At 43.0% G+C, this 24619-nt stretch carries 25 protein-coding genes; 7 read left to right on the top strand and 18 right to left on the bottom strand.

The window, feature by feature from the left end; translation table 11 throughout:
• Nucleotides 1–64: 64 nt before the first annotated feature.
• From P2W76_RS01565 to P2W76_RS01580, 4 genes are all read left to right on the top strand, one after another.
• Entirely contained in the window at nt 65–1330 is a 1266-nt protein-coding gene (locus tag P2W76_RS01565; RefSeq protein ID WP_276345706.1) for a metallophosphoesterase, read from the top strand.
• Between the two features lie 21 nt (nt 1331–1351).
• Nucleotides 1352–2230 carry a UbiA family prenyltransferase gene (locus P2W76_RS01570; RefSeq protein WP_276345707.1) on the top strand — a complete coding sequence of 293 codons (879 nt, stop codon included), beginning with the start codon at nt 1352–1354 and terminating at the stop codon, nt 2228–2230.
• Nucleotides 2227–2886 carry an MOSC domain-containing protein gene (locus P2W76_RS01575; RefSeq protein WP_276345708.1) on the top strand — a complete coding sequence of 220 codons (660 nt, stop codon included), beginning with the start codon at nt 2227–2229 and terminating at the stop codon, nt 2884–2886. Before P2W76_RS01570 ends, P2W76_RS01575 begins: the two co-directional genes overlap by 4 nt.
• A 234-nt stretch (nt 2887–3120) precedes the next feature.
• Entirely contained in the window at nt 3121–3684 is a 564-nt protein-coding gene (locus P2W76_RS01580; protein WP_276345709.1) for a hypothetical protein, read from the top strand.
• Nucleotides 3685–3783: 99 nt separating this feature from the next.
• On the opposite strand, the gene P2W76_RS01585 is transcribed toward P2W76_RS01580, so the two are convergent.
• The 3 genes from P2W76_RS01585 to P2W76_RS01595 are packed head-to-tail and all read right to left on the bottom strand — an operon-like array spanning nt 3784 to nt 8039.
• Complete coding sequence (locus P2W76_RS01585; protein ID WP_276345710.1) at nt 3784–4473, bottom strand: response regulator transcription factor; 690 nt, start codon at nt 4471–4473, stop codon at nt 3784–3786.
• A 2-nt stretch (nt 4474–4475) separates the two neighbouring features.
• Nucleotides 4476–6149: a HAMP domain-containing sensor histidine kinase gene (locus tag P2W76_RS01590; RefSeq protein WP_276345711.1), complete on the bottom strand. Its 1674-nt coding sequence runs from the start codon at nt 6147–6149 to the stop codon at nt 4476–4478.
• 3 nt (nt 6150–6152) lie between these two features.
• Nucleotides 6153–8039 carry a S9 family peptidase gene (locus P2W76_RS01595; RefSeq protein WP_276345712.1) on the bottom strand — a complete coding sequence of 629 codons (1887 nt, stop codon included), beginning with the start codon at nt 8037–8039 and terminating at the stop codon, nt 6153–6155.
• A 363-nt stretch (nt 8040–8402) separates the two neighbouring features.
• Between P2W76_RS01595 and P2W76_RS01600 the strand changes: the two genes are divergently transcribed.
• From P2W76_RS01600 to rfbC, 3 genes are all read left to right on the top strand, one after another.
• A complete protein-coding gene (locus tag P2W76_RS01600) occupies nt 8403–10208 on the top strand; it encodes a tetratricopeptide repeat protein (RefSeq protein ID WP_276345713.1) in 1806 nt (601 codons plus the stop codon).
• Nucleotides 10209–10323: 115 nt separating this feature from the next.
• The gene (locus P2W76_RS01605; RefSeq protein ID WP_276345714.1) at nt 10324–10641 is read left to right on the top strand and encodes a DUF4286 family protein; all 318 of its coding nucleotides are present in this window, start codon (nt 10324–10326) and stop codon (nt 10639–10641) included.
• Nucleotides 10628–11176 carry a dTDP-4-dehydrorhamnose 3,5-epimerase gene (gene rfbC / locus P2W76_RS01610; RefSeq protein ID WP_276345715.1) on the top strand — a complete coding sequence of 183 codons (549 nt, stop codon included), beginning with the start codon at nt 10628–10630 and terminating at the stop codon, nt 11174–11176. Before P2W76_RS01605 ends, rfbC begins: the two co-directional genes overlap by 14 nt.
• A gap of 114 nt (nt 11177–11290) precedes the next feature.
• Here rfbC and P2W76_RS01615 read toward each other — a convergent pair whose 3' ends face one another.
• The 15 genes from P2W76_RS01615 to P2W76_RS01685 all read right to left on the bottom strand — a co-directional run bounded on the left by P2W76_RS01615 (nt 11291) and on the right by P2W76_RS01685 (nt 24619).
• On the bottom strand, nt 11291–12130 hold the full coding sequence (locus P2W76_RS01615) for an OmpA family protein (protein WP_276345716.1): 840 nt from the start codon (nt 12128–12130) through the stop codon (nt 11291–11293).
• Between the two features lie 9 nt (nt 12131–12139).
• On the bottom strand, nt 12140–12802 hold the full coding sequence (locus P2W76_RS01620; RefSeq protein ID WP_276345717.1) for a DUF2461 domain-containing protein: 663 nt from the start codon (nt 12800–12802) through the stop codon (nt 12140–12142).
• A 118-nt stretch (nt 12803–12920) separates the two neighbouring features.
• Nucleotides 12921–13196, bottom strand: a complete 276-nt coding sequence (locus tag P2W76_RS01625; RefSeq protein WP_276345718.1) for a hypothetical protein — start codon at nt 13194–13196, stop codon at nt 12921–12923.
• A gap of 787 nt (nt 13197–13983) precedes the next feature.
• Entirely contained in the window at nt 13984–14523 is a 540-nt protein-coding gene (locus tag P2W76_RS01630; protein WP_276345719.1) for a DUF420 domain-containing protein, read from the bottom strand.
• A gap of 16 nt (nt 14524–14539) precedes the next feature.
• The gene (locus tag P2W76_RS01635; RefSeq protein ID WP_276345720.1) at nt 14540–15247 is read right to left on the bottom strand and encodes an SCO family protein; all 708 of its coding nucleotides are present in this window, start codon (nt 15245–15247) and stop codon (nt 14540–14542) included.
• Nucleotides 15247–15597, bottom strand: coding sequence for a cytochrome C oxidase subunit IV family protein (locus P2W76_RS01640; protein WP_276345721.1), 351 nt, complete (start codon nt 15595–15597; stop codon nt 15247–15249). The genes P2W76_RS01635 and P2W76_RS01640 overlap by 1 nt, the downstream gene beginning before the upstream one ends.
• 20 nt (nt 15598–15617) lie before the next feature.
• Nucleotides 15618–16307 carry a cytochrome c oxidase subunit 3 gene (locus P2W76_RS01645; RefSeq protein ID WP_276345722.1) on the bottom strand — a complete coding sequence of 230 codons (690 nt, stop codon included), beginning with the start codon at nt 16305–16307 and terminating at the stop codon, nt 15618–15620.
• A 24-nt stretch (nt 16308–16331) separates the two neighbouring features.
• Nucleotides 16332–16907: a cytochrome c oxidase subunit 3 gene (locus tag P2W76_RS01650; protein WP_276345723.1), complete on the bottom strand. Its 576-nt coding sequence runs from the start codon at nt 16905–16907 to the stop codon at nt 16332–16334.
• 1 nt (nt 16908) lies between these two features.
• Nucleotides 16909–17796, bottom strand: coding sequence for a heme o synthase (cyoE, locus tag P2W76_RS01655; RefSeq protein WP_276345724.1), 888 nt, complete (start codon nt 17794–17796; stop codon nt 16909–16911).
• A gap of 7 nt (nt 17797–17803) precedes the next feature.
• Complete coding sequence (locus P2W76_RS01660; protein ID WP_276345725.1) at nt 17804–18865, bottom strand: COX15/CtaA family protein; 1062 nt, start codon at nt 18863–18865, stop codon at nt 17804–17806.
• Between the two features lie 106 nt (nt 18866–18971).
• Nucleotides 18972–20882 (bottom strand): cbb3-type cytochrome c oxidase subunit I, encoded by a 1911-nt coding sequence (locus P2W76_RS01665; RefSeq protein WP_276345726.1) that lies wholly within the window; start codon nt 20880–20882, stop codon nt 18972–18974.
• Nucleotides 20883–20884: 2 nt separating this feature from the next.
• Nucleotides 20885–22219, bottom strand: a complete 1335-nt coding sequence (locus P2W76_RS01670; protein ID WP_276345727.1) for a cytochrome c oxidase subunit II — start codon at nt 22217–22219, stop codon at nt 20885–20887.
• Between the two features lie 42 nt (nt 22220–22261).
• Nucleotides 22262–23488, bottom strand: coding sequence for a quinol:cytochrome C oxidoreductase (locus P2W76_RS01675; RefSeq protein WP_276345728.1), 1227 nt, complete (start codon nt 23486–23488; stop codon nt 22262–22264).
• A 17-nt stretch (nt 23489–23505) separates the two neighbouring features.
• The gene (locus P2W76_RS01680) at nt 23506–24090 is read right to left on the bottom strand and encodes a cytochrome c (RefSeq protein WP_346429818.1); all 585 of its coding nucleotides are present in this window, start codon (nt 24088–24090) and stop codon (nt 23506–23508) included.
• On the bottom strand, nt 24083–24619 hold the full coding sequence (locus tag P2W76_RS01685) for a DUF3341 domain-containing protein (protein WP_276345730.1): 537 nt from the start codon (nt 24617–24619) through the stop codon (nt 24083–24085). The genes P2W76_RS01680 and P2W76_RS01685 overlap by 8 nt, the downstream gene beginning before the upstream one ends.

Here is a 24619-nt window from a genome sequence, read left to right on the forward strand (position 1 = left end):
ACTGGGCGCAGCCACTGATTACTGATAACCTGACCACTTTCTTTGATAACAACTAATATAAAAAATGAGTAATCGCATCTTTGGATTAATAGTCATCACTGTCCTGCTGGTCATTATTGACATATATATCTATCGGGCCATCCGTTCAGTAAGTTCAAAATGGAACGATAAAAAACACCTGAACTTCAAATACATCTGGTGGGGCTATTCTGTACTCCTTATTACAGGGGTATTTATCAGCATTTTCTTCAATATTAAGTTCATGCTGCGAACTGTCATACTGGTGATGTTCTTCATCACATTTATGTCGAAAATATTTATCCTTCCCTTTCTTCTGGTCGACGATGCACGACGAGGTCTCGTATGGATTAAAAGGAGACTGTTCAACAAGAAACGTAGCAATCCCGTCAAAAACACCCGCGCAACAGAGAGTATTCCCCGCTCAGAATTCCTCATAAAAGCCGGAACACTTGTCGCAGCCATACCATTTGCATCATTTACTTATGGCATTTTATCCGGCGCTTATGATTATCGCATAAAACGTAAAACACTCTACCTCCCTAACCTCCCTTCAGCATTTGACGGGATGAAGCTGGGACAAATCTCGGATATACATTCCGGAAGCTTTTACGACCGTAAAGCTGTCATGGGTGGCGTTCAAATGCTCCTCAATGAGAAACCAGACATGGTGTTTTTTACTGGTGACCTCGTAAACAATGTAGCCTCAGAAATGCGGGACTACCAGGACATTTTTTCAAAGGTCAGGGCGCCTTTAGGAGTTTTCTCTATACTCGGCAACCACGATTACGGCGACTATCATTTCGGGCCGGCTAACTCACCGGCGAAAGCCAGGAACTTAGCGGATGTAAAGTTAAGCCATAAGAACATGGGCTGGGATCTTCTTTTAAACGAAAACCGCAGGGTAAAAATCGGCAATGAAGAAATTGGCATTCTCGGTGTCGAGAACTGGGGCGCCGGTCGTTTCGCTAAATATGGTCGTATGGATGTTGCAACCAAAGATACTGACGATCTCCCGGTAAAGCTCCTTCTGTCTCATGACCCTTCCCATTGGCGAAGTGAAGTCTTATCCGGCTATCCGCAGATCGATGCGATGTTCAGTGGCCACACTCATGGAATGCAGTTTGGTATCATCACAGAAAACTTCCAGTGGAGCCCCTCTCAATATGTTTACAAAGAATGGGCAGGTCATTACCAGGAAGGTGCACAGCAGTTATATGTAAATGTAGGATATGGCTTCCTGGGTTACCCGGGGCGCGTTGGAATATTGCCTGAAATTACGATATTTGAGTTACGCCGGACTCCAGCATAAGCAATTCCAGCGTTCCACACTATGAACAAATACCTTAGGCAAGCGCTTGATTGTTTGTTATTCAGCAATATTTTTATTGCATTATGCGCAGTAGCACAGGGTTTAGTGACGTATCAATTGCTTGGTACGGAACCTGAAAAACATGTTTTGGGCCTGCTCTTCTGTTCTACCCTTGCCCTCTACAACTTTAGTATTCTTTTAGCCAGGCCAAATAAGCCGGAGAGATCGCCGTTCCGGAGAGTGAGATGGATTTTCTCGCATTACCGGTTAATGATCACCTTGACGATCATTTCAGTACTTTCCATACTACCGTTAGTATTTTTTCTGAACACTTCTTCAAAGATCCTCTTAGTATCGCTGGCAATTGTATCAGTGGCTTATAGTCTTCCTATATTCAGCATTCATGATAAACATTTCGGCTTGCGGAACATTCCGGGTGTAAAACTGTTTCTGATCGCAGCGGTTTGGTCGTTAAGTTGTGTTCTTCTTCCGATACTCGAACTTGAGAATAGCATTGAGGCCTCTGTAACCCTAAGCGACAGCATCATTCTGATAGCTAAACGTTTCCTCTTTATAGCAGCGATCACCGTCCCTTTTGACATCAGGGACCTCTTTCAGGATAAAACCAGTGAATTGAAAACAATACCCGTAATTCTAGGTGAAAAAAATGCCTTGCTGATATGTCAGGGCTTACTGGTGATATATGTGGTCCTGCTATTCCTTTTCACGAGAAGTATAGATGGTAATTTTATCGGCTTGATGCTCACCATCGTTTTATCCGGGTGGCTCATCTTTAAATCCAAATGGAAGAAGGATGAGTATTATTACTTTTTCTATCTCGATGGAACAATGATTGTTCAGTTTCTGATGCTGCTGCTTTGTAATCAACTGCCGCTATGAATAACATTGATATCGTCTCACTAAATATTCTTGGGAAGCCCGAAATACTTGTGGCCGACCACCAATCGGTGAAAACAGCATATCGCAAGGTGCCGATCGAAGCCGATAACATCGAGTTGGGAATGACTTCATTTGCTGGTGATATGGTGCAGGATAAAAAACATCACGGCGGGAATGACAAAGCAATTTGCTGCTATAATTCGGATCATTTTATTAAATGGAAAAATGAACTGGGTTTTGACCTGGGCCCTGCCGCCTTCGGCGAAAATCTTACGTTAAAGGGCGAATCCGCCTGCGAGCGCAATGTTTATATCGGCGACCGTTATCAGCTTGGAGAAGCTGTAGTGGAAATATCTGAGCCAAGGGGGCCATGCTTCGTGATCGGCATCCGGTATAACTATAAAAGATTCCCTGTACATCTTCAGCAAACTGGTCTTACAGGATATTATCTCAGGACAATAAAACCGGGGTTAGTTTGCAAAACTGACCAGCTCGTCCATCTCAGCTCTCATCCGGAGAAGATTTCAGTCATGGATGTCAACCATGTTAGGTATCACGACCCGGAAAACAAGGAATGGATACAAAGACTTGTTAATCTGAAAGAGCTAAGCGCAGATTGGCATGAGATGTTCGAAAAGAAACTGGCTAAGTTGTAAGTTATACGTGATACGTTGTAAGTACCTGCTAACTGCCCAAGACGTAAAACGTATAACGTACAACGTACAACTCCTATAAGCGCTGTGCTAACCGCCCAGACGTAAAACGTATAACTTATAACGTACAACTCTTATAAGCGCTCGGCTAACCGCCCAGACGTATAACGTATTACGTACAACGTACAACTTATAAGGTCCAACTCCCTTTGGTATTGTCTTTGCATACCCCTAAGCATGAAATCAACGGGAATTCTATTCATCGCGCTCTTGGTGCTCGTTTCGTGTAAACCCAAGACAGGCGATACGGTCAATCAAAACTTAAGACAGCAAAATTTTGACCTTAAAAAAGAAAACGACAGTCTGCGGTCGGCTATCGAAAAAGCTGCTCGAACGTTCGAGGGTGACACCATCCAGAAGATGCCCGAAATATCCAACCCGGAGCCCCATCCTACGTTGGCGGGCCGGCATGACCTTACCCTGCAATGGATAAGCTGGGAAAAGCCAGGTTCAGTTATTATTACGGAATCCCGCGATGGTTGGTATACAATTAAAGGAAGTCAGACAGGCGAAAAAGACTCCTACCTCAGGGTTAATGGCCGGATACGACCAGTCAACCAACGCGAACTTGAGTTCGACGGGACGATTGAATATAATGCGCACCTCATCACAGCTGGTGAACCGTGCGTCCGAACAGGCAAACAGTTGTTTAAAGCGACAGGTACACGAAAATACTGGCGGCTTCAGAATATGCTTAGCTGCGACGGGTCAACGACTGATTACGTAGATATATATTTTTAGTGGTACGTTATAAGTTATACGTTATAAGTGCCTAAACGCTGGGTTATCCGCCCAGACGTATAACGTATAACTTACAACGTACAACTTATAAAGTACAGCTTACTCTACCAAAAATTTATACCCAACGCCTCGTACGGTCTGCATGAAGTGAGGCCTGTCCGGGTTGTTCTCTATTTTTTTACGGAGACGGACAATATGCATATCGAGCGTGCGGGTATTTACATCCGAATTATACCCCCAAACTACCATCATTAGCTCATCCCTGTTAATTACTGTATTAGCGTTCTTCAAAAAGTAAAGAAGTATCCTGTTTTCAAGAATGGTCAGTTCAATTTTCTTGTCGTCACGCATTAAGGAGTGAGTATTCGGATGATGCTCCATATTACCAAACCTGTAAATTTCAGACTTCTCATTATTGATCACAAATTTCACTTTGTTATCAATCAAAGCAACTAAAACGTCCATATTGAAGGGTTTGGTCACGTAATCTGAAACCCCAAAGCTGTAGGCGTCAATCTTATCTATGTCCTGTGCCTTGGCAGTCATCATTACGATAATATTGTTAAACCCTAGTTTGCGCACATTCTGGCAAACCTCAGAGCCCTGTTTATTAGGCAGCATCCAATCAAGAAGAACTATATCAGGCTGTTCAGTCATGATCAGTTCCTCAGCCATCTCACCATCCGAAGCTTCGACAACTTTATACCCTTCAGTCTGTAGACGGTGTACTACTAAAAAACGAAGATTTTCATCATCCTCAATAACGGCAATTTTAATTTCTTTTGACATATCTATGGTTCGTAAGGCAACTCAATTTTAAACTCTGACCCTTTTCCTTCAACACTCTGAACACTGATCGTTCCGTTCATAAAATTAACCAGTTCTTTACAGAATGCCAAACCTAAACCAACACTGCCCTGCTGATTATATTGGTTTTCCACCCTGAAGAACTTTTTAAAAATATTCTCGATATCCTCCGCAGGAATACCAATTCCTTTATCTGCAAACTTCATGACCACATGCTTCTTGATCTTTTTAATAGATATCTTCAGAAATTTCTTCCCGGGGTTCGAATACTTATAGGCATTATCTATCAGGTTACGGAAAATACTGCTTAACAGAACCGGGTCGGTTTTAAAATATTCAATGCCCTCAATTTGACAACTAATATCGAATGCAGGATACTTGAGCTGATATGCATCGATCAGGTTCTGGCAAAAAACCTCCAAATGTATATTCTCCTCCTTAAGCCGGATCGCCTTATTCTCGATCTGTGTGAATGAAAGCAACTTGTTCATCAGGTCGTTAAGCTTATCGGCTTCCTCATCCAGGATCTTACCATAATGCAGTCGCTCGCGGTCCGACAAGGTTGTCGCACTTCGTATATTATTACCTGCGATCTTTATAACACTCACCGGTGTTTTGAATTCATGAGTCAGGTTATTTACAAAGTCATACTGAAGTTTAAACATCTTACTGTTAATATTCAGGTTACGATAAATCAGGTACCCTATTAATACAAGGATACCGTAGGTGGCAAATATGATACCTGCAATAGGCAGAAAACGTCGATTAATCTCCCTCATCAAGTATCCCTTATCTGAACTGAAATAAAGTTTATAATCCGAAAAGGGGCCAGACAGAGGTAGGTCATTACTGATCAGTTCAGTGTCGTTCGCAAGGGACTCATAAACCAGCGGCTTGATACTGATATGCTCATACAATTCAGGGTTGGTATTCTTTATGACCAGCTTCAGAGGATCAAGATAAAACGTCAGCATATCCAGCTCATAAACAGGAGATTCAGGAAGATCCTTTGTCATTATCTCCTTATACATCTTTAGCTCTTCCCTTCTGGGGACATTCATGTACGTGATCCTGTTTGAAGTGATCGTATAGAAAATATTAAACCGGTCGTCGTCACTCAAGGCTTTCGTCGTGTCCGATGACTCAATAAAACGGGTAAACTTTATAGCCATCTTGTTGAATTCGTCTCCCGTTTTTAAGGAGAAGAATGTGTTTGGCCGGTCGTTCCTAAAAAGAAGTATAGAGTCCTTAGGTATGTCCCTCCCAAACTGGTACACAGATTTGGGTCCCATTGAAAAGTTGTTCACCCTTACGCCGTCAGGAATATTGTGATTACTGATCCCGGCATCGTAGAAGACAATACGGTCGACAAACCTAAATCTCCTGAATATGGTATCCACATATTTTACCGCCTGACTCGAATCGAGGTAACCCTGGTAGAATGAGATTTCGGGAATCTTATTTTGGAAAAAGTTATTATAGGGCTTAACTGTTTCTTCCAGAACCTCGATTTTCTGGGAAACAAATTCATTCTCAACATATTTGGTGGTAAGATTATAAGCCAGGTAAAAGGCAACAGCCATGGAGGCTGTGATCAAAATCAGGAACGTTAGTATAAGAGAGAAGTTTTTTCGGTAGATCTGCTGATACTCCTTCATTTATTACTCCATTCTTAGATTTTTTTCAAGGAATTTCTCCAGTTCCCTGTAAAACTCGAGCTTATTTTCCGGCTTTTTGAAAAAGTGTCCCTCCCCCTCTTTTAGTATATACGTGACGGGCACCTCTCTTTTTTTCAGTTCCTTTACGAACTGGTTCGTTTCGTTCATATTTACCCGCGGATCTCTTGAACCCTGGGCAATCAGTACTGGTGACCGGATCTTATCTGTGTGGAATACCGGGGAAACGGCACGGAAATAATCTGCATCGGCTTCCGGATTACCGACAGTTTCGTAAAACATCTGTAAATATGGCCGGTAATATGGCGGAATATCCTTGAGGTAGGTAAATAAATTAGTTAGGCCCGAATAAGACGCACCACATTTATAAAGGTCGGGTTGAAAGCACAAGCCATGCAATGCCGAGTATCCGCCAAAACTGGATCCATAAATACCGATCCGGGTGGAATCAGCTATTTTTTCGGAAATAAGCCAGCGAACGCCGTCAGTAATATCGTTCTGCATTTTACCCCCCCATTCTTTAAACCCCGCTATCCAGAATTCCTTACCATAACCCTTCGAGCCCCGGAAGTTAACCTGAAAAACTGCATAACCCCTGTTGGCTAAAAACTGTACTTCCGAATTATAGCCCCAGCTGTTTCTGGAGTCCGGCCCGCCATGAGGCATTACAACGAGAGGCAAATTTGTGCCTTTTTTCCCAACAGGCAAAGTCAGGTATCCGTCAATTGTTAACCCATCCCTTGTCTTGTAAGAAATAGGTTTCATTGCAGCCATATTGTTAGCATCAATCGAGGGATTAACATCACTGAGTTTTACCAGCTTATTACCCTTTTCTGTATACAAATAAAATGAACCTGGATCCTTGTCCGTATAAGTCTGGATAATAAACTTGCTTTCTGATGCATCAGAACTGCTGACTTTTATCTGTGTATTGGGAAGCAGGGCCTCCAGGCGGCTATACATGGCTTTCACCGAATCATCCAGATAGTATCTTTCCTTTTTCCATGTTTCATAGCCAGCGTAAATCATCTTATCCTTATTCGCTGAAAAAACAGCTTCAGACACATCTACCTCGGGATTACTATAGATAATGCGATGTTCCTTCCCGGTAACACAATCCAATTCTACCAGCGCCATTTTATCCCGGTTTTTATTCGACAACGCATAAATACATCGGTTGTCTTTACTAAAGCCAACAGGCGAAATGCTTGCTTTGAAGTTATTTGTTAACACCGGCTTAAACGCTTCTTTTTCGGAATTCCGATAAAGAAGCGTTTCATTGACCCCGTCGCTCGCTATAGCCATTCTAAGCTTGCCTTCGGTATCGGAGTACCATTGAGTGATATTACCGGGATTCTTTACCAGCAATGATAATTTTCCGGTTTGAATATTTAGCCGGTAAGCGTCAAATACGGTCGAGTCCCGCTGATTTAACGCCACAAGAACGTTATTGTCTTTAACCGGCTGGGAGGTTATCAATCGGATACGGGTTTTAGCAAATGACAGGAGCTCCCTTTTATTTGAGCCATCGCTTCTTACCGCAAATAAGCCCGGATCGGCTTCTGCTGTTCCATTCTTCAAATAAAGGATCTCGTGATTATTGATCCACAAATGATAAGCGATACTGCGGTTAGAGTCACAGGTAAGCTGCGTCGTATTTTTCCCATCCCATGTTTCCACGTAAATATGGATACGGTTATTGTCAGGCTTCAAATAGGAAATATAATTCCCATCAGGAGAAACATGAAATGACGTCTTAAAGGCCGCCTTAAAAAAGTTCTCAACAGGGATCTTATCTGAGCTCTTCTCCCGGGTACAGGATATACTGACAAGAATTATAAAAAGAAGAAAATAGTTTTTCAAATCGTGCATTTCCTGATTTACCCTAATCTCTAAACAAAAATCTACAATTCGGCAGCATTGTAAAAAATGCAACTGAAATATTACTGTTTTCTAAAACCCTATGGAAAATCCCGGATTCAACTTTTCAAGTTACCAAAAGATTTATAAACCCAATTAAGAGGCAGCGTAACATTTAAACTACAGGGTACCAATATGACCGTAATTGGTAAAATGCCCGACGTACATATTATTAATTAATCATTATCGTTATATTTAGGTTGCATCACAACAGCGTAAGCAAAACATATAACTATCATTATTTTGGCAAACCTGCGGAGAATGGTCACCCGGCCCAGGGCGGGCAGTGTCATGATCATTAATGAAAGATAACAGATGAATAGAATCATAGTTCTGCTTTTAGTACTACTGGCTTGGACGCCGGTTCATGCACAGCTAAGCTCCGACGAGGCATTGGCCGTACAATACTTTCAGACTGGTGAGTTCGAAAAAGCGGCCGTCATCTATGAAAAACTTTTCAATCGCACAAAGAACGCGGGGCATTATGACCCTTACTTTATTTGCCTCTTAAAAACGAAACAATATGATGAGGCAGAAGCATTGGCAAAAAAGCTGCTTAAATCAAATCCGGGAAACTATACATATGCTGTTGATATAGGCCGGGTGTTCCAGGAAAGGGGAGAACAGGAAAAATCGACAGAATGGTTTAATAAGCTTATCCGTGATATGCCCGCCAACGAATTTGCTATAAAAGATCTTGCAATAACCTTTTACAGGGCCGAGGGATATGATTTTTCGATAAAAGCCCTGCTTAACGGCCGGAAGATACTGAACGATGAAAATGCATTTTCATACGATCTTTTAAGTCTTTACCGCTATCGCAAAGATAAGCCGATGCTCGTTCAGGAATACCTGTCACTTTTAGAAAGAAATCCTGAGGTTCTGCGCCAGGCTCAAAATGTTTTAGCAAACATCCTGGAAGATAAGTCAGATTACGACATGCTGAAAACAGCGTTGCTGAGACGCCTTCAGAAAGACGCTCAGAATATCGCTTATACCGAATTTCTAACCTGGCAGTATATCCAGCAAAAGGAATTTGATATGGCCTTGAGACAAACTCTTGCTTTAGACCGGCGTTTAAAGGAAGACGGCAGCCGTGTTTTTGAACTCTCGCGCTTGCTGTTATCTAACCATGCTTACGACCAGGTTGTGGAGTCTCTAAATTACCTGATCACGAAAGGCAGCGATGGGAAATATTATATCCCGGCCAAAATCGATCTCCTTAATACGAAGTCTAAGCAATTAACATCTGATAAATTCAGTCGTCCTGAGCTTGCAGCGCTCGAAAGTGACTATATTTCTCTACTGCAGGAATTCGGCCGCAGCTCAGGAACTTCTTTTGCTATACTTCAGCTTGCTAACCTTCAGGCCTTTTATCTTCAAAAACCCCAGGATGCTGCTGAAAATCTCTCAGAAATGATCGAGTTACCCGGCATTCCTCCACTTATATTGGCGCAGGCGAAGCTTGAGCTCGGCGATATTTATATACTGACGGGAGAAGTATGGGAAGCGGCCCTTCTATACGGACAGGTCGAAAAGCAGTTCAGTAATGACACCTATGGTCAGGAAGCTAAATACAAGAGTGCGAAACTCTCCTACTTTCAGGGTGATTATGCTTGGTCGAAAGCCCAGTTAGATGTCCTAAAAAGCTCCACTTCGCAATTGATAGCAAATGATGCATTGAACCTGAGCTTGCTGATTTCAGACAATCTCCAAAATGAAACAGACACAGCTGCTCTCAAAAAATATTCTTATGCAGACCTTTTGATCTTTAAAAACCAGCCTGACAGGGCATTGATACTTTTAGACAGTCTGAATATTCTCTATCCCGGCAATTCGCTTGCAGATGATATCCTGATGGCTAAATCTAAAGTCTACCTGAAAAAAAATGAAATTGACAAAGCGGTAACCCAGCTCTACGAAATCGTGGAAAAACACAGCTCCGAGCTTTGGGGTGATGACGCCATTTTTGTGCTCGCCGACCTGTATGAAAATAAGCTCAGCCAACCAGCTAAGGCTCTTGAATTATATCAAAAGATAATTACTGATTTTCCGGGGAGCCTGTATGTAATCGAAGCAAGGAAGAGGTTTAGGCTTCTTAGGGGCGATAAACTAGGGTAATCTGTAAACAGTAATCAGTGCCAACGTACCTAACGATCAAGAAAGCTTCTAAATCTGATTACTTGGCGCGACCTCCGATTACTGATCACTGATTACTATTTCTTACCTTCACGCCATGATTTTATATAATGTAACCATTATTATCGACGAAAGCATTCATGAACGGTGGCTTAACTGGATGCAAAATGTCCATATCGGCCAGGTGATGAATACTGGGTGTTTTGCATCAAACAGGATGCTTAAAGTCCTCGACTCTCCTAACGAAGGCATTACTTATTGCGTACAATACGTTTCGGATTCAATTGAAAAGTACAATGAGTACAAGCATCAATACTCCGCAGCGCTTCAGGCTGATTTCCCGGAAGAATTTTCCAATAAATTTGTTTCTTTCCGTACCCTTATGGAATTTATTGATGCCGATGAATTTTATTGAAACTAAAATAAAAGGCCTTTTTATTATAGACCCTAAGGTCTGGCGCGATGATCGAGGCTATTTCTATGAAAGCTATAACCAAAATGCGTTTGAGCGGGCGGGTATCGTGACCGACTTTGTCCAGGACAACCAGTCACTTTCTCAAAGGGGAACCTTGAGGGGTCTTCACGCACAGAGAGGCGCGAGCGCGCAGGGGAAACTTGTACGGGTCGTAAAAGGCAGGGTGATAGATGTGGCGGTAGATATCCGGCAAAGCTCTCCCACTTACGGTGAGCATATTGCCATTGAATTAAGTGAAGCTAACCATAGGATGTTTTGGGTACCGCCCGGATTTTTGCATGGCTTTGTAACCCTCGATGACGACACCATATTTACTTATAAGGTAACAAAGCTCTATGATAAGCCTTCGGAAATAGGTATTATATGGAACGATCCGGATCTTAATATCAATTGGGGCATCGATCCCTCGGAAGTCATTCTTTCCGAAAAGGACAAAACACTTCCTAAGTTTAAAGATTTTGTTAGTCCTTTTTAAGTGGAGAGTTGAAAACTGAAAGTTGAAAGCGGGCATCCGGTAACCACGACTTAACAGGAATGGAGACACCGTCAACCTAAAACCCCAGCCAACTTTCAACTCTCAACTTTCAACTTATTTAATCAGATTATACAATTCGTCAAGTTTCGGTGAAAGCACAATTTCAATCCTCCTGTTCCTGCTTCTTGCGTCTGGTGTTGATCCTTGCTCAATAGGCTGGTATTCTCCTTTACCCGTAGCAGTTATCCGGTTGTTCTCAATCTTCTCACCTTCGGTCAGAAAACGAACCACGGAAGTAGCCCGCAGCACACTAAGATCCCAATTGTCCTTAATCTGACCCAGGTTAACAACACGCTGGTTATCAGTGTGGCCTTCCACAGAAATATTGATCTCCGGTTGTGTCTTCAATACCTTTGCCAACTCCTGCAGGGCAAGTTTACCGCGATCATCAATAACTATACTACCGCTGCTGAAAAGTAATTTATCAGTGAGTGAGACGTACACCTTACCGTCTCTGATATCAACAGACAGGCCACTCTGCTGAAAACCTAGCAGGGCTTTCTGAAGCTTGTCCCGTAGCGCATTCGTAGCTTCATCCCTCTTACGTAAGATTTCTTCTACCTCTTTTAACCGGGCCTCCCGCTTCTGAAGATCGGCAGAAAGCCTGCTGATCTCTGACGAGCTGTTTGAGCGCAGTGAATTAAGATTCTCGTTAAGCCCTGTAACATTGCCTTCAAGACCGGCAATACGCGCGTGCAGAGATGATGTGTCTGACTTCAGGCTGGCTATCTCTTCTTCGAGGGAAACAATTCTTGCGCGCGCCGCTTCCCAACCAAGAGAAAGTGAATCACGTTGAGCCAGTAAAGCATTATGCTTTTTGGGGGAAAGAACGACGCATGATGAAAACGCGGAAACTACCAGAACGAACAGGACAGGGATGGGATTTTTTTTCATGTTAGCTGATTATGATATTGCATTCCGTAGGAATACCATAAATGGATGTAATTTTTCAAAACCTTCAAGCACCTTTTTTGCTGCATTGGTGCTCTTAAGCTCCTCAGAAGCCAGCACGTGCGTAAAAGTAAAGCTCTTTAACTTGAGATATTCTATGTCCGGATGATCGGCAGAGTAGCCCTTGGGCGTCGTTTTTAACTTACACTCCTGATCGGGCTCACCAAAGTAGCTTTTAAACGAAGTTGTCGTGACTATGCCCCTGAAATCCCTGCCGCTGTAATCGATTTCCTGCCGTATTGATTTTAACATATCAGGCTCAGGCATCCAGCAGCCGCCAGCAAGAAAACTCTCTTCGGGGTGTATGTGTAAATAATATCCCGGACCGTTAAAGTTTTTTCCCTGTTGAGAAATCCCCGCGCCGAAATTATTTTTATAAGGAGCTTTATTCGGGCTGAACCTCACATCGCGGTATATCCGCATAACACAGGTCTTAGGGTCAAGATCAGCAGAAATGGTTTTATCTATTTTCGATAAGCCTTTAACCAATTCACCCACAAATTCAAGAACATTCGCACGGGCTTCATCGTGCCTTCCTTTATTCTCATGAAACCACTCCCGGTTATTGTTCTTTGCTAAATCTCTCAGAAAATCAAATGTGCCGGAAGCGATCATTGGGATTAGGTATTAGGCGTTAGGTATTAGGCATTAGGTATTAGGTATTAGGCGTTAGGTACGGTTGAGAGGCACTGTCAACCGTCAACCGTCAACCCGATAGCTATCGGGTGTCCGCTCAGTTCAGATTTATTTTGCTGTTCTTCATGTGCACAACAACGTTTTTACGCCTGTACTTTTTGTACCAGATGAAACCAACGGCAGCAATGGCAAGATACGGAGCCGCAAGCAAATATAAGATACCGTCATTGAGCCCGTTACCTTCAGTGTTGCCGTTTTGAGTTGAATTATCCGCATTTAAGGTACACATGGCACATTGAGCTGAAACTTCAGTTGTGATTCCACCTGCGAAAAGAAACATGAAAAGCAATAGGAATATCTTGATGGTTTTCATGACACAAAGATAGGGTAAAGAATTTAGACAAAAAACTTTTAGCAGAGTCTTCATACTTACCGCCTCTTTCGCTTTCGGTGTACTACCGCCCGGGGCGGTTTCACCATACTTGCGGCACCATTGGGGAATCGAACCCAATAACTGTAATGCACCAGTGTTTGTGTTTTAAAGCAACAGTAAGCTTTTTGCAAGCCCGCCTGCCGGTAGACAGGTTGACAACTGCACGGGGATCCTCTTTTTTATTTCTCCATAATTGAAAAGTTTTAAATGTTTAAAAAATCTGTTGTCTGTGTACCGGTACAGTACAAACGTGCTCACAAAACTGAAATTCACCAAATTTTGACCTGAAATGACCTGAAATGACCCCTGTTTGACCCTTGGTTGACCTGCATTGACCCTGCCACTGATTAGTTCTACGTTCTACGTTTTACGTAATACGTTCTACGTTAAACCCGGTCAGATCGAAAACCAGATAAATTGAGTTTTGGGGGAATTCGAAATGTGCTGATAACAGGTTGAAAATTTAAAAGCAATTTCCTGGTTAATCCGGAAATTCATGTTGAGAAAAGAGGTCAGAGAGAAGTTCTTGAACTCAGGGCGTATTCGAGTCCAAAAAATGCCCTTTGTAGGGCTCTTCAAGGGTTCTTATTGGGTAATTTATGCATTTTTGAACCCGTCAGGCCAATTATCGCCCAACAAGAGCCCTGCCAGAACCCTTCTAAGTCCCTGGCAGGTTACTGCTATATGCCACGCAACTGAGATAGTAATGGGTAGAGATAATCCAGGTTCAAAACGTATAATAGGGAGAAATCATCAAATAAACAACGACCCCTGTTACCGTTACATATAACCAAATTGGATAGCTCCAACGTACCAGCCTCTTATGCTTTTCAACCTGCATTTGTAGCCCCTTTTGAAAACTGAACAAAACAAGGGGGAGCACTATAGCGGCCAGGATAATATGTGTAATAAGTATAAAGTAATAAAACGTTCTGACCGGTCCTTCGCCTCCGTATGTTGTCTTAATTCCGGTGGCATGGAAAATTATATAAGAAACCAGGAATAACGATGACAATATAAATGTTGTAATATTAAGCTTTTTGTGTGTCCGGATATCCTTACGTTTGATAAAATACAATGAGACAAGGAGCAATATCGTACACGTTCCGTTTATTATAGCGTTTAAGCGCGGCAGGAAGAATACCCAGGAAGGTATCGCACTTTTATCCGGAAAAATATCCAGCATTTTACTCTGCAGGATGATAATAACCGCAAATACAAAGATTGACACTCCTAATATCAACCGCGAAATAGATCTATCGTTCATGATTTACTAATGTGGATCAGCGATCCTTGACATTTCTTAACTCTTCAGCGATGAGCACCCTGATCTCATCCACCAGCAGGTTCATCTGATCATTGCCGCCTGTCGAGTCGTAATAACCCCGGATACGCTTTTGTGAATCCAAAAGGATGATCATAGGACTGTGTATAAAATTCACCTCTTTTGTCGTATCCTGGATGGCGTCTACCCTGAAGTCGTTTTTAGCCAGGGAATGGATAAACTCCTTATCGCCCGTAAGAAACTCCCATTTTTTGTTTTCAGCCCTGTACTTCCTGCTATACGCGTTCAGAACCTCAGGCCTGTCATACTCGGGGTCCACGCTTATTGAAAGAAAGCGCATAAGCCGGTTTCCGTTATTGATCCGGGCAACGCGAGCCATTTCCCTGTTCATATTAGAACAGAACGTCGGGCAACGCGTGAAGAAAAAGTTAACGACGGTTATCTGGCTGCTGTCGCCAGGAAAAGAGGTAGAATCACCATGCTGATTGACCAGTTTGAAATCCCGGATCTGGTGATATAGCGTATCCCGGATCTGCTTCCCACGCTTCGTATGAAATGTAGATGCAAGCTGCTTGGGCCCGTATATAGCCAGGGGGCGATACCTGTTTTCTCCTTTTGCTTTAAGCAGATAATACAAAGATCCTGGTACGACGAACAAAATCAGCAGTATCAGGATCTTTTTAACCGGAAAAGCGGGTGAACTCATTAATTCATGTGAAGGAACTGATATGAACCTTCAGTAAGCATCAAAACAATAAAGTAAATGATGAAAACCAGAGATACGGTGATCCCTGTTTTTAAAGCAAATTTCTCATACTTAAGGTGCATGAAATATGCAACTATATAATAGGCTTTTAAAAGCGTAAGTACAACGTAAATAAAATTACCTGCACCATGGCCCAATAAACCCTTAGGCAGCATGTAAAGCGCAATAAAAAATTCGAGGGCTGTGATGCCAAGCATATAAAAGAAAACCTGCCAGATTTTCCTCTTGGTCATTCCCTCATGTTCCGCATGCTCTGTAGTATGCGCATCGTGTGTGTGTTCTGCAGACATTTTATATGGTTTACCTGATATTAAACTAAATAGAAGAAAGTAAATACGAATACCCAAACCAGGTCAACAAAGTGCCAGTAAAGGCCGACCTTCTCAACCATCAGGTAACTGCCGCTCCGCTCAAACACTCCGGCTACAACCATCGACGTTATAATAATATTAATGATAAGGCCGGTAAATACGTGAAAGCCGTGGAAACCGGTTATTGTAAAGAACAAGTTAGAAAACTGTAATGCACCTATCGTGTCAGTTCCTGTGTAGGAAGCAGGGAAACTTCCCCACCAGTAACCTTCGTGGTGTAAGTGAGACCACTCTAAAGCCTGGCAGCCCAAGAACATTGCACCGCCTATAATAGTCGCGATCATCCACCACACAACTTCTTTCTTTGAATTACGGTGCCCGGCTTCCACGGCAAGCACCATGGTTACAGAGCTCATAATCAGAATGAAAGTCATTATACCAACAAATACCAAAGGGAATCCGTGATCTGCCAAACCTGGAATCGACTGGAATACCACGTCGGGATCCGGCCAGGACAATTTGCTAAAACGCATTGCTCCGTAGTAGATCAGGAACGCTGAAAAGGTGAACGCATCTGACAAAAGGAAAAACCACATCATTAGTTTTCCATATTCTACAGCAAAAGGCGACTTTCCGCCGCTCCATGCGCCAGTTTTTATTTCATCAAGTTTTGATACAGTAGTACTCATTTAGACAGTGGTATAGTAGTTTGTTTATTGATTCAAAAGTAAGAAAACATATAGATAAATCCATAGGATATCTATAAAATGCCAAAAAAGAGAGGTCACCTCAATCCGGAATAAATTACGCACCTGCGGGATGTTACGCATTTTTCCGATAAGCGAATAAAGCAGCATCAGGATCCCCCCGAAGATGTGCAATAGATGCGCGCCTGTGAATACATATATGAACGATTGGGACGCATTATAATTCACGAAAAAAGCTCCGGCATCTGTCAGAACCATCCAGGCGCTGTACTGGCTAAAAAAGAACGCGATGCCCAGCAGGATAGTTAATATCGTGTATAGTTTCTGCTTCCAAAATTCAAGTTTTTTGGCCGACAGATAGGCCATATGCATTGTGATACTGCTTATGATGATAATGACAGTACTGTAAATGAAAGCTTTGGGCAGCAGCACCTTAATACCTCGCTCTGCATTGCCCTCTGTATAAACAATGAAACCACTGGTTAATGCAGCAAACATCATGAATGAGGAAATTATAAAAAGCCACATCAGGAACTTTCTTGCCTTAAAGCTTTGCATATCTTCTACTGGTAACTGATCCATATTACTTTGCTATAAAGTCAAACAAAAGGGTTAATTGAAGCAGGGGCAGGTAAAAAAACGATGTATACATTAGTTTCTTTGCTGACGGAACATCCTGCCTGAGAAAAAGTTGAACTGCCTGCCAGAAAAAATATATTCCGGCGACGAGAGCAACTATACCGTAAATATTACCGCCAAAGGCCTGACCGGACGGCATCAGGTACACAGTAGGCATAAGGCTTACGGGAATTAAAATAAGAGTTGACAAAAGGGTAATAAAAGCACTGGTCTTATCCTGCTTTGTAGTAGGCAGCAAACGGAAACCCGCGCGTTTATAATCATCATCCAGTACCCACGCAATAGCCCAAAAATGCGGGAACTGCCAGACAAACTGGATCAGGAAAAGTATCACCGGCACCCAGGAGATCTGGGGCTCATGAAACGCCGCGAAATATCCGATCAGCGGCGGCAGCGCTCCGGGGAATGCGCCTATAAATACGGCGATCGGCGACCTGCGTTTCATGGGAGTATAAACAAAGGCGTACAGGAATATCGAAAAAACAGAGAGTACACCGGTCGGAAAATTGAGCTGTAATAAGAGATATGTTCCGCTTATACCCATAATCAAGCTCATAACAAGCGCCTGTCCGGTGGTCATGTCCCCGGAAGGTATTGGCCTGTCCATAGTTCGCCTCATCAGCTTATCGAGGTCTTTCTCAATGATCTCGTTAAACCCGTTAGCAGCTCCAGTGACCAGGAACCCTCCGACCGTAAGGATCATCCAGTTAAACCAGTTTATATGATGCTGCATCATGCTCCCCATCAAAAAACATATAGATGCCGAGAATACCACGGTTAGTGTTAACCGCAACTTGACCAGCTTCTTAAAATCGGAGATGAATTTCCTCACTCTATAGTTAGTTAAGTATTTCCAGCCTGCTTTTTTTCAATAACAGGAGGAGATAAAATTGCGCACCAAAAACCAGAGTTGCCAGTAAAATATGTGCGGCTTGAGCAAATGGTGGCAATCCCATGTAGGAAAGTACCAAGCCGGTGATTATCTGCACCACAATCAGCAAAAGTACGTATGATATATATTTATACTGGTATCCGCCAACGGGATATCTCTTTCTAATCGCTATAAATGATAATACGTTTACAATTATCACCAGAATAGCCAGGTCACGGTGATACACGAACTTTTCGCCAACCTGAGAAACCCACTCCGAACGGTTAAGTTCCGCATAGGTTGAAGATATCGCATCGATCTGTTCACGCACTTCAGTTCCTATGGTGATCTGTATTAACGTAAGGACCAAACCGGCGTATAATAGCGGCATAACCCATCGTGGGCTGATATCGGTAAGAACACTTTTGTCTCTCAGCGCACGTGCCTCATAGTAAGTATAGATCGAAATGGCCAGTATAGCCACCGCAATCAGCATGTGAACTGTCACTACCCATGCCAGGAGATTGGTAGATACTACAATCGACCCGAGCCAGCCCTGGAAAGCTACCAGGAACAAATTAAAAAGGCTCCAGTAAAATATCCGGCTTCGTGATTTTAAATAAGTAATGGATGCAATCACACACCCGATAAGAAAGATCCCTACCAGCGCTCCCAAGAGCCTGTTAATATACTCCGTCCACGTTTTTTCAGCTTTAAACTCGTCGGGCTCCAATATGCTCTTGTCGGTCCTTATCCTATAAGCCAGCTCGCCGTAACCCAACAGATCCAATGTCTTGGCAAAGCGTTCATTCTTCTGAACCCGCTGTTCAACATATTTTTGCTCATAGCCTTCTGGTAATTGCGAGATGTGTGTCGGTGGTATGTACTGATCGAAACATTTGGGCCAATCGGGACAACCCATGCCAGATCCGGTGCTGCGAACAACACCACCCGCTAGTATAAGCAAAAAAAGAGCTATTACGGATATATAATTGATAATCAGGAATCTCTTCTCACTTGAAGGATACATTTCGGTATTAAAAAAGCCCTTTCGGACAGTTTACAGAAAGAAGAGAAGATGATACTTCTGCTGACCGACCGCAAGCCGCGGTCAGTCAACAGAATATCCTTTCTTGCTACTTAATTTCCTCAGCAGCATGGCCTTTTGAGGCATGCTTTCTGTTCCATTCTTCCTGGATCAGTTCAGCCTCAGGATTATCTTCGAAATCATGCTGAAGGTTAGAACTCATTGTTTCAGAGAATGGTACAGTTTGAGGGATAAAATCTTGGTGATGACCAGGTTTGCTGTAATCGTATGGCCAGCGATAAACTGAAGGAATCTCTCCCGGCCAGTTACCATGCAGGTGCTCAACAGGTGCGGTCCACTCCAGGGTATTTGAATCCCAGGGATTCTGCGGTGCTTTCTTACCATAAAATATGGAGTAGAAGAAGTTCCATAAGAACGCCACTTGAGCAAGAGCTGCAATAATTGCTGCCCATGTGATGAAAACGTTCACCGTTAACCACTCCTGCATAAATGCAAACTCGGTAAATGCGTAATAACGACGCGGCACCCCGTCAATACCCATGAAGTGCATTGGGAAGAAAACCAGGTAAGCACCGATGAATGTTAGCCAGAAGTGTATGTAACCAAGCCTCTCATCCATCATACGTCCAAACATCTTAGGATACCAGTGGTAAACACCGCAAAGCATACCGAAGATCGCTGCTGCTCCCATTACAAGATGGAAGTGGGCGACTACGAAATAGGTATCATGAAGATTAATATCCAGAGCTGCATTACCTAAGAATATACCGGTAAGTCCTCCAGAGATAAAGAACGATACAAGTCCTACAGCGAAAAGCATCGCCGGGGTAAATCTCAGGTTACCTCTCCAGATCGTTGCCAGGTAGTTAAATGTCTTCACCGCAGAAGGTACCGCAATGATCAGCGTAGTGATCATAAACACTCCTCCAAGGAATGGGTTCATACCGGTAACGAACATATGGTGACCCCAAACTATAAACGATAAAACCGTGATACCAATTAGTGAATAAACCATCGCATGGTACCCAAAGATCGGCTTACGTGAATTTGTAGCGATTACTTCCGAGGTTATACCTAGGGCAGGCATGATTACGATGTATACTTCCGGGTGACCAAGGAACCAGAACAAGTGCTGCCAAAGTACCGGGCTACCACCCTGGTTAGGCAATATCTGACCAGCAACAACGATGTCTGATAAATAGAAACTTGTACCGAAACTGCGGTCAAATATCAGAAGGACTACCGCCGATACAAGTACCGGAAACGATAGAACACCAACAATAGCAGTCAGTAAAAACGCCCAGATAGTAAGAGGCATTTTCCACATATCCATACCCCTGGTGCGCATATTTAGAACGGTAGAAATATAGTTCAGGGCTCCAATCAAAGAAGAAGCGATAAAGGCAACCATACTTATAAGCCATAAGGTCATACCGGTGCCCGACCCGCTAATGGCCTTGGGCAGTGCAGATAAAGGCGGATAAACTGTCCATCCGGCACTGGCTGGTCCGCTCTCCACAAAGAATGAAGCCATCATGATGCAACATGCAGTGAAAAATAACCAGTACGAAAGCATATTCAGGAATGGCGACGCCATATCCCTTGCTCCCAGTTGCAAAGGAATCAAAAGGTTACTGAAAGTACCACTTAATCCGGCCGTTAATACAAAGAACACCATCATAGTACCATGTATGGTAACCAAAGCCAGATAAAAATCAGGCTTTATCCTGCCGCCCTCAGCCCACTTGCTGCCCAGGAAAGTCTCCAATAAAGGAAAACTTTTATCAGGCCAGGCCAGCTGTAACCGGAACAAGATCGAAAGTATCATTGCAATAACAGCCATAATGATCCCTGTGATCAGGAACTGCTTTGCGATCATTTTATGATCCTGGCTAAAGATATATTTAGTAATAAACGTCTCTTTATGATGTCCGTGATCATGACCGTGATCATCGTGGTGGTGAAGTACGGCTGTATCGTGTATTGCTGTGCTTGCCATAATTATTTGGTGGTTGTATTAGTATTATTTAACGCAATTTTATTATTCTCATCTGCATTCTTTTGTTCAGCTAGCTGAAGCTCCTTCTTTACATCGTCATTGTAGTAAAGCGGCAGCTTTGCTGTCCATGCTGCATATTCCTCCTCAGACACTACAACAACCTTAGCCTGCATGTTATAATGCCCGGCCCCGCAGATCTTTGCACAAAGTAGCACGTAGTCGTATGCCGGGTCATTACGCTTCTCCCTCATTTGCGCCGTTGTGAGACGTGGAGTGAACTGGAAATATGTAGGCATTCCCGGTACGGCGTTTATCTGAACTCTGAAATCAGGCAGGTAGAAACTATGCAGAATATCTTTTGAACCAATGGTGAACCGAACCGGCTTACCAACCGGGATAACGATCTCGCTTGCCAGCTGATCATCCCAGCTTTTTTGATCGGTAAAATCTATACCCAATCCATTCGTTGGAGTAGTAAGCTTGAAATTACGCTTCCCTATTGAATTATCCTGTCCTGCATAACGGAGGCTCCATTTAAACTGCTCCCCTACAACTTCAATATTAATTGCCTTTTTCTGATCTTCTTCGGAAACATTGGTAATACTTCTCCAGGTAAAGAAACCAAGAAGTACCAGGATTGTCAGGGCGATAGCCGGAACGATTGTCCAGATCCGCTCAAGAGCATTATTATGCGGATAGAAAAATGCTTTCTTTTCTGCCGAACCCCTGTAAATATAAGAGAACCAAAATAAAGCTATGTGCGTAAGAATAAAAACGATAGTTGTGATGATCAAGGTGATATTGAACATAAAGTCGATATCGACTCCGTGCTCAGATGCCGACTCGTGTAAACTCATAGGCCCCTGAACCGAATATGACCAATAAACTCCATATAAGCCCACAACAAGGAAAACTATAAATAAGACTCCCTGGAATCTCCGTGAATCAAACTTAGCACCCTTTCTCCCCTGGATATCACGGCTAAGCTCATATACACCCATTACCTTGACTATCACTGCGTAAAACACGCATAGCAGGATGAATAATAAAAGATAATAAGCACCCGACTTATACGCGGCAGAATAATCCGCAACTTCCTCTACAGGCTGCATGTTCTTATATCTTGCAACAGTGTCAACCGCCGTGCTGATCAATGGCGCTGACGATGGTGAAACCACCTGAGATGCCGATGCGGCTGCCGTATCTTCCACTGCTGTGATTGAACTTACCATCGTATCCTGAGCCTGGGCTGAAACCGTACCGTTCGATACCGCAAGAGCGCATGCGATCAATACTGAAGCAGCAATCCTGATATTAAAAATTTCTCTTAACCTCATTTTATTCGTACTATGTTACCTTTTGCTATTAAGACTTCTCGTTTAAATTTGGTGGTGCAAGCTCTCATCAAGGAAAGGATGGTTGGTTGGAACCATTGACCGTTTGCTTAACTGATTGAGCGTAAGGAATGCAAATAAACCTGCAAATCCAATAGCAATACCTATTTCAATAATACCGAAACCACGTTCGGCTTCGACAGTTCCAGGCATGATCATCATATAATAATCCAGCCAGTGGCCGCAAAGCAGCATAATACATACAAACAGAAGTGTGTTTGTATGACGCTTTGAACCGCGGGCCATCAGGATCAGTATGGGAGCTACAAAGTTAATTATTATGTTAACCCAAAACCAAGGCAGGTATTCAGGCTCCCATCTCTTGTAGAAGTATACCGTTTCTTCCGGCATGTTTGCGTAATAGATAAGCAAAAACTGAGCAAACCATACATACGTCCAGAATATGGAGAAAGCAAAGATGAACTTACCAAGATCGTGCAGGTGATTTTCATTGACCCAAGACAGGTAGCCGCCCTTTTTAAGGAGGATAACAATCAATGTGATAACGCATAAACCGCTAACCCACATGGCTGCGAAATTATACCAGCCGAACATGGTAGAGAACCAGTGTGCCTCCAATGACATGATCGTGTCGAAAGCCCATATAGGTGTAGTGAATCCAAAGATGATCAGGAATACCGCCGACCACTTGATGCTCTTATCGTAGAAAACCAAACCGCCCTGTTCTGCTTCCCGTTGCGCATATTTTGCAAATAGGTATGCAAAGAAACTGTAGGCTCCTAAAAACACAGCCAGGCGCGTTAAAAAGAAAGGTACATTCAGGTACACTGCCTTATTCGCTATGATCATATCATAATTAGGACTATTCGGATCGGTTATGCCCTCAGCATGCCAGTGATGATATAAATTGTGTGTCGCCAAACCTGCAGCACAAACTACAAACAGAACAACAGAAGCAATAGGAAGAACCCGGGACATTGCCTGTGGTATCCTCAATAAACCAGTTGCCCAACCTGCCTGTGCAACATATTGCAGGGCGATAAAGAATGTACCTGTAGCGCATACACATGCGAAGTAGTATGCCATCAGCAGCAAGTTTGCATAGGTGCGCTCAGCATGATCTGTTAAAAATCCGAATGCTATAGAAAGAACACCCACCACTATTGCTATAAGGGTCCAGGTTTTTAATTTGCCTGAAAAAATAAATTGTTCAGAAAAATTATGAGTATGAGTATGATTGTGATTTCCCATCTGGTTTTAGCAATTGACTATTGTAATTTTTGTAATTCGTGAACGTACATAACAATTTTCCACCGTTGCTCCGGCGTAAGCTGATACTTGTGCGGCCCCATAAGGTTAACACCATACGTAATGGTATGGTATATCTTTCCGTCGGTCAGATCCTTCATAGATCCTCCCCTGGATGAATTTCCTGCAGAATAAGATGGTGGCGCAGGGAACTTGCCCATCTTAACTATAGAACCGTCACCCTTTCCTTCGTTCCCGTGACAGTGGGAACACATGTTAAGATAAAGCGTCTTTCCTTGCTCAAGGGTAGGAACAGTAACTGGCAGCGGATTAGTTAAACCTGTACTGGCAGCCTGGTATCCTTCAGGAGTGTTCGGAAATTCGTCTATCTTCTCAAAACCTACCGGCGTTGTTCCCGCAGGCGGAGTCTGAGCGGTTTTCCCGTCCTTGAAATTCTTATTTGGCTGATCGGGATTATAAGCGATCGGATCATACATATTACGGGCGAACTCAATACCCGTGCTCCTGTTATTTGAACAGGAAGATATAACTGAAACCGAGGCCACAGTTAAAAAAGCGGTACAGATTGTCAGGACCTTATTCATAACTAACATATTTTCTTTCGTTGTGCTTAACTTCAACAGCACCTGCTTCTTTTAAAATGTTGTCAATTTTATCGTGATATGGATTCTCCTTGGCATCAATAGCAACTACAAACCGGTCGTTGGTAGCGCGAAGGTCCATTACTCTTGGCGCACGGCCCGGAGCAAGGTGATTAACAAAGAAATAAGTTCCAACCATACCGAATGCACAGAACAAAACGGTAAGCTCAAACATGATCGGCACGAAATCCGGGAATGCAAAGTGAGGCTTGCCACCGATATTCATAGGCCAGTCGTAAACAAGCATATACCAGATCATAGTGATCGCGGTTATCGTTCCGGTCAGGCCGAAACAAAATGCCACCTTGCCCAAACGCGAACGCTTAATTCCTAATTTATCTTCAATACCGTGGATAGGCATAGGGGTATACACGTCATAAATCTTAACGTTTCCTTCCTGTAACTTATCGATCCCATGCATCAGGTCATCCGGATCTGCAAAATGACCTAAAATATATTTTATGTTACTCAT

The organism is Daejeonella sp. JGW-45 (assembly GCF_029360805.1).
Taxonomy (GTDB): Bacteria; Bacteroidota; Bacteroidia; order Sphingobacteriales; family Sphingobacteriaceae; genus Daejeonella.

What these genes read in the sequence shown, in the direction of transcription:
- P2W76_RS01565 (WP_276345706.1), top strand. Translation starts at nt 65, where the DNA reads ATGAGTAATCGCATCTTTGGATTAATAGTCATCACTGTCCTGCTGGTC.
- P2W76_RS01570 (WP_276345707.1), top strand. Translation starts at nt 1,352, where the DNA reads ATGAACAAATACCTTAGGCAAGCGCTTGATTGTTTGTTATTCAGCAAT.
- P2W76_RS01575 (WP_276345708.1), top strand. Translation starts at nt 2,227, where the DNA reads ATGAATAACATTGATATCGTCTCACTAAATATTCTTGGGAAGCCCGAA.
- P2W76_RS01580 (WP_276345709.1), top strand. Translation starts at nt 3,121, where the DNA reads ATGAAATCAACGGGAATTCTATTCATCGCGCTCTTGGTGCTCGTTTCG.
- P2W76_RS01585 (WP_276345710.1), bottom strand. Translation starts at nt 4,473, where the DNA reads ATGTCAAAAGAAATTAAAATTGCCGTTATTGAGGATGATGAAAATCTT.
- P2W76_RS01590 (WP_276345711.1), bottom strand. Translation starts at nt 6,149, where the DNA reads ATGAAGGAGTATCAGCAGATCTACCGAAAAAACTTCTCTCTTATACTA.
- P2W76_RS01595 (WP_276345712.1), bottom strand. Translation starts at nt 8,039, where the DNA reads ATGCACGATTTGAAAAACTATTTTCTTCTTTTTATAATTCTTGTCAGT.
- P2W76_RS01600 (WP_276345713.1), top strand. Translation starts at nt 8,403, where the DNA reads ATGAATAGAATCATAGTTCTGCTTTTAGTACTACTGGCTTGGACGCCG.
- P2W76_RS01605 (WP_276345714.1), top strand. Translation starts at nt 10,324, where the DNA reads ATGATTTTATATAATGTAACCATTATTATCGACGAAAGCATTCATGAA.
- rfbC (WP_276345715.1), top strand. Translation starts at nt 10,628, where the DNA reads ATGAATTTTATTGAAACTAAAATAAAAGGCCTTTTTATTATAGACCCT.
- P2W76_RS01615 (WP_276345716.1), bottom strand. Translation starts at nt 12,130, where the DNA reads ATGAAAAAAAATCCCATCCCTGTCCTGTTCGTTCTGGTAGTTTCCGCG.
- P2W76_RS01620 (WP_276345717.1), bottom strand. Translation starts at nt 12,802, where the DNA reads ATGATCGCTTCCGGCACATTTGATTTTCTGAGAGATTTAGCAAAGAAC.
- P2W76_RS01625 (WP_276345718.1), bottom strand. Translation starts at nt 13,196, where the DNA reads ATGAAAACCATCAAGATATTCCTATTGCTTTTCATGTTTCTTTTCGCA.
- P2W76_RS01630 (WP_276345719.1), bottom strand. Translation starts at nt 14,523, where the DNA reads ATGAACGATAGATCTATTTCGCGGTTGATATTAGGAGTGTCAATCTTT.
- P2W76_RS01635 (WP_276345720.1), bottom strand. Translation starts at nt 15,247, where the DNA reads ATGAGTTCACCCGCTTTTCCGGTTAAAAAGATCCTGATACTGCTGATT.
- P2W76_RS01640 (WP_276345721.1), bottom strand. Translation starts at nt 15,597, where the DNA reads ATGTCTGCAGAACACACACACGATGCGCATACTACAGAGCATGCGGAA.
- P2W76_RS01645 (WP_276345722.1), bottom strand. Translation starts at nt 16,307, where the DNA reads ATGAGTACTACTGTATCAAAACTTGATGAAATAAAAACTGGCGCATGG.
- P2W76_RS01650 (WP_276345723.1), bottom strand. Translation starts at nt 16,907, where the DNA reads ATGGATCAGTTACCAGTAGAAGATATGCAAAGCTTTAAGGCAAGAAAG.
- P2W76_RS01660 (WP_276345725.1), bottom strand. Translation starts at nt 18,865, where the DNA reads ATGTATCCTTCAAGTGAGAAGAGATTCCTGATTATCAATTATATATCC.
- P2W76_RS01665 (WP_276345726.1), bottom strand. Translation starts at nt 20,882, where the DNA reads ATGGCAAGCACAGCAATACACGATACAGCCGTACTTCACCACCACGAT.
- P2W76_RS01670 (WP_276345727.1), bottom strand. Translation starts at nt 22,219, where the DNA reads ATGAGGTTAAGAGAAATTTTTAATATCAGGATTGCTGCTTCAGTATTG.
- P2W76_RS01675 (WP_276345728.1), bottom strand. Translation starts at nt 23,488, where the DNA reads ATGGGAAATCACAATCATACTCATACTCATAATTTTTCTGAACAATTT.
- P2W76_RS01680 (WP_346429818.1), bottom strand. Translation starts at nt 24,090, where the DNA reads ATGAATAAGGTCCTGACAATCTGTACCGCTTTTTTAACTGTGGCCTCG.
- P2W76_RS01685 (WP_276345730.1), bottom strand. Translation starts at nt 24,619, where the DNA reads ATGAGTAACATAAAATATATTTTAGGTCATTTTGCAGATCCGGATGAC.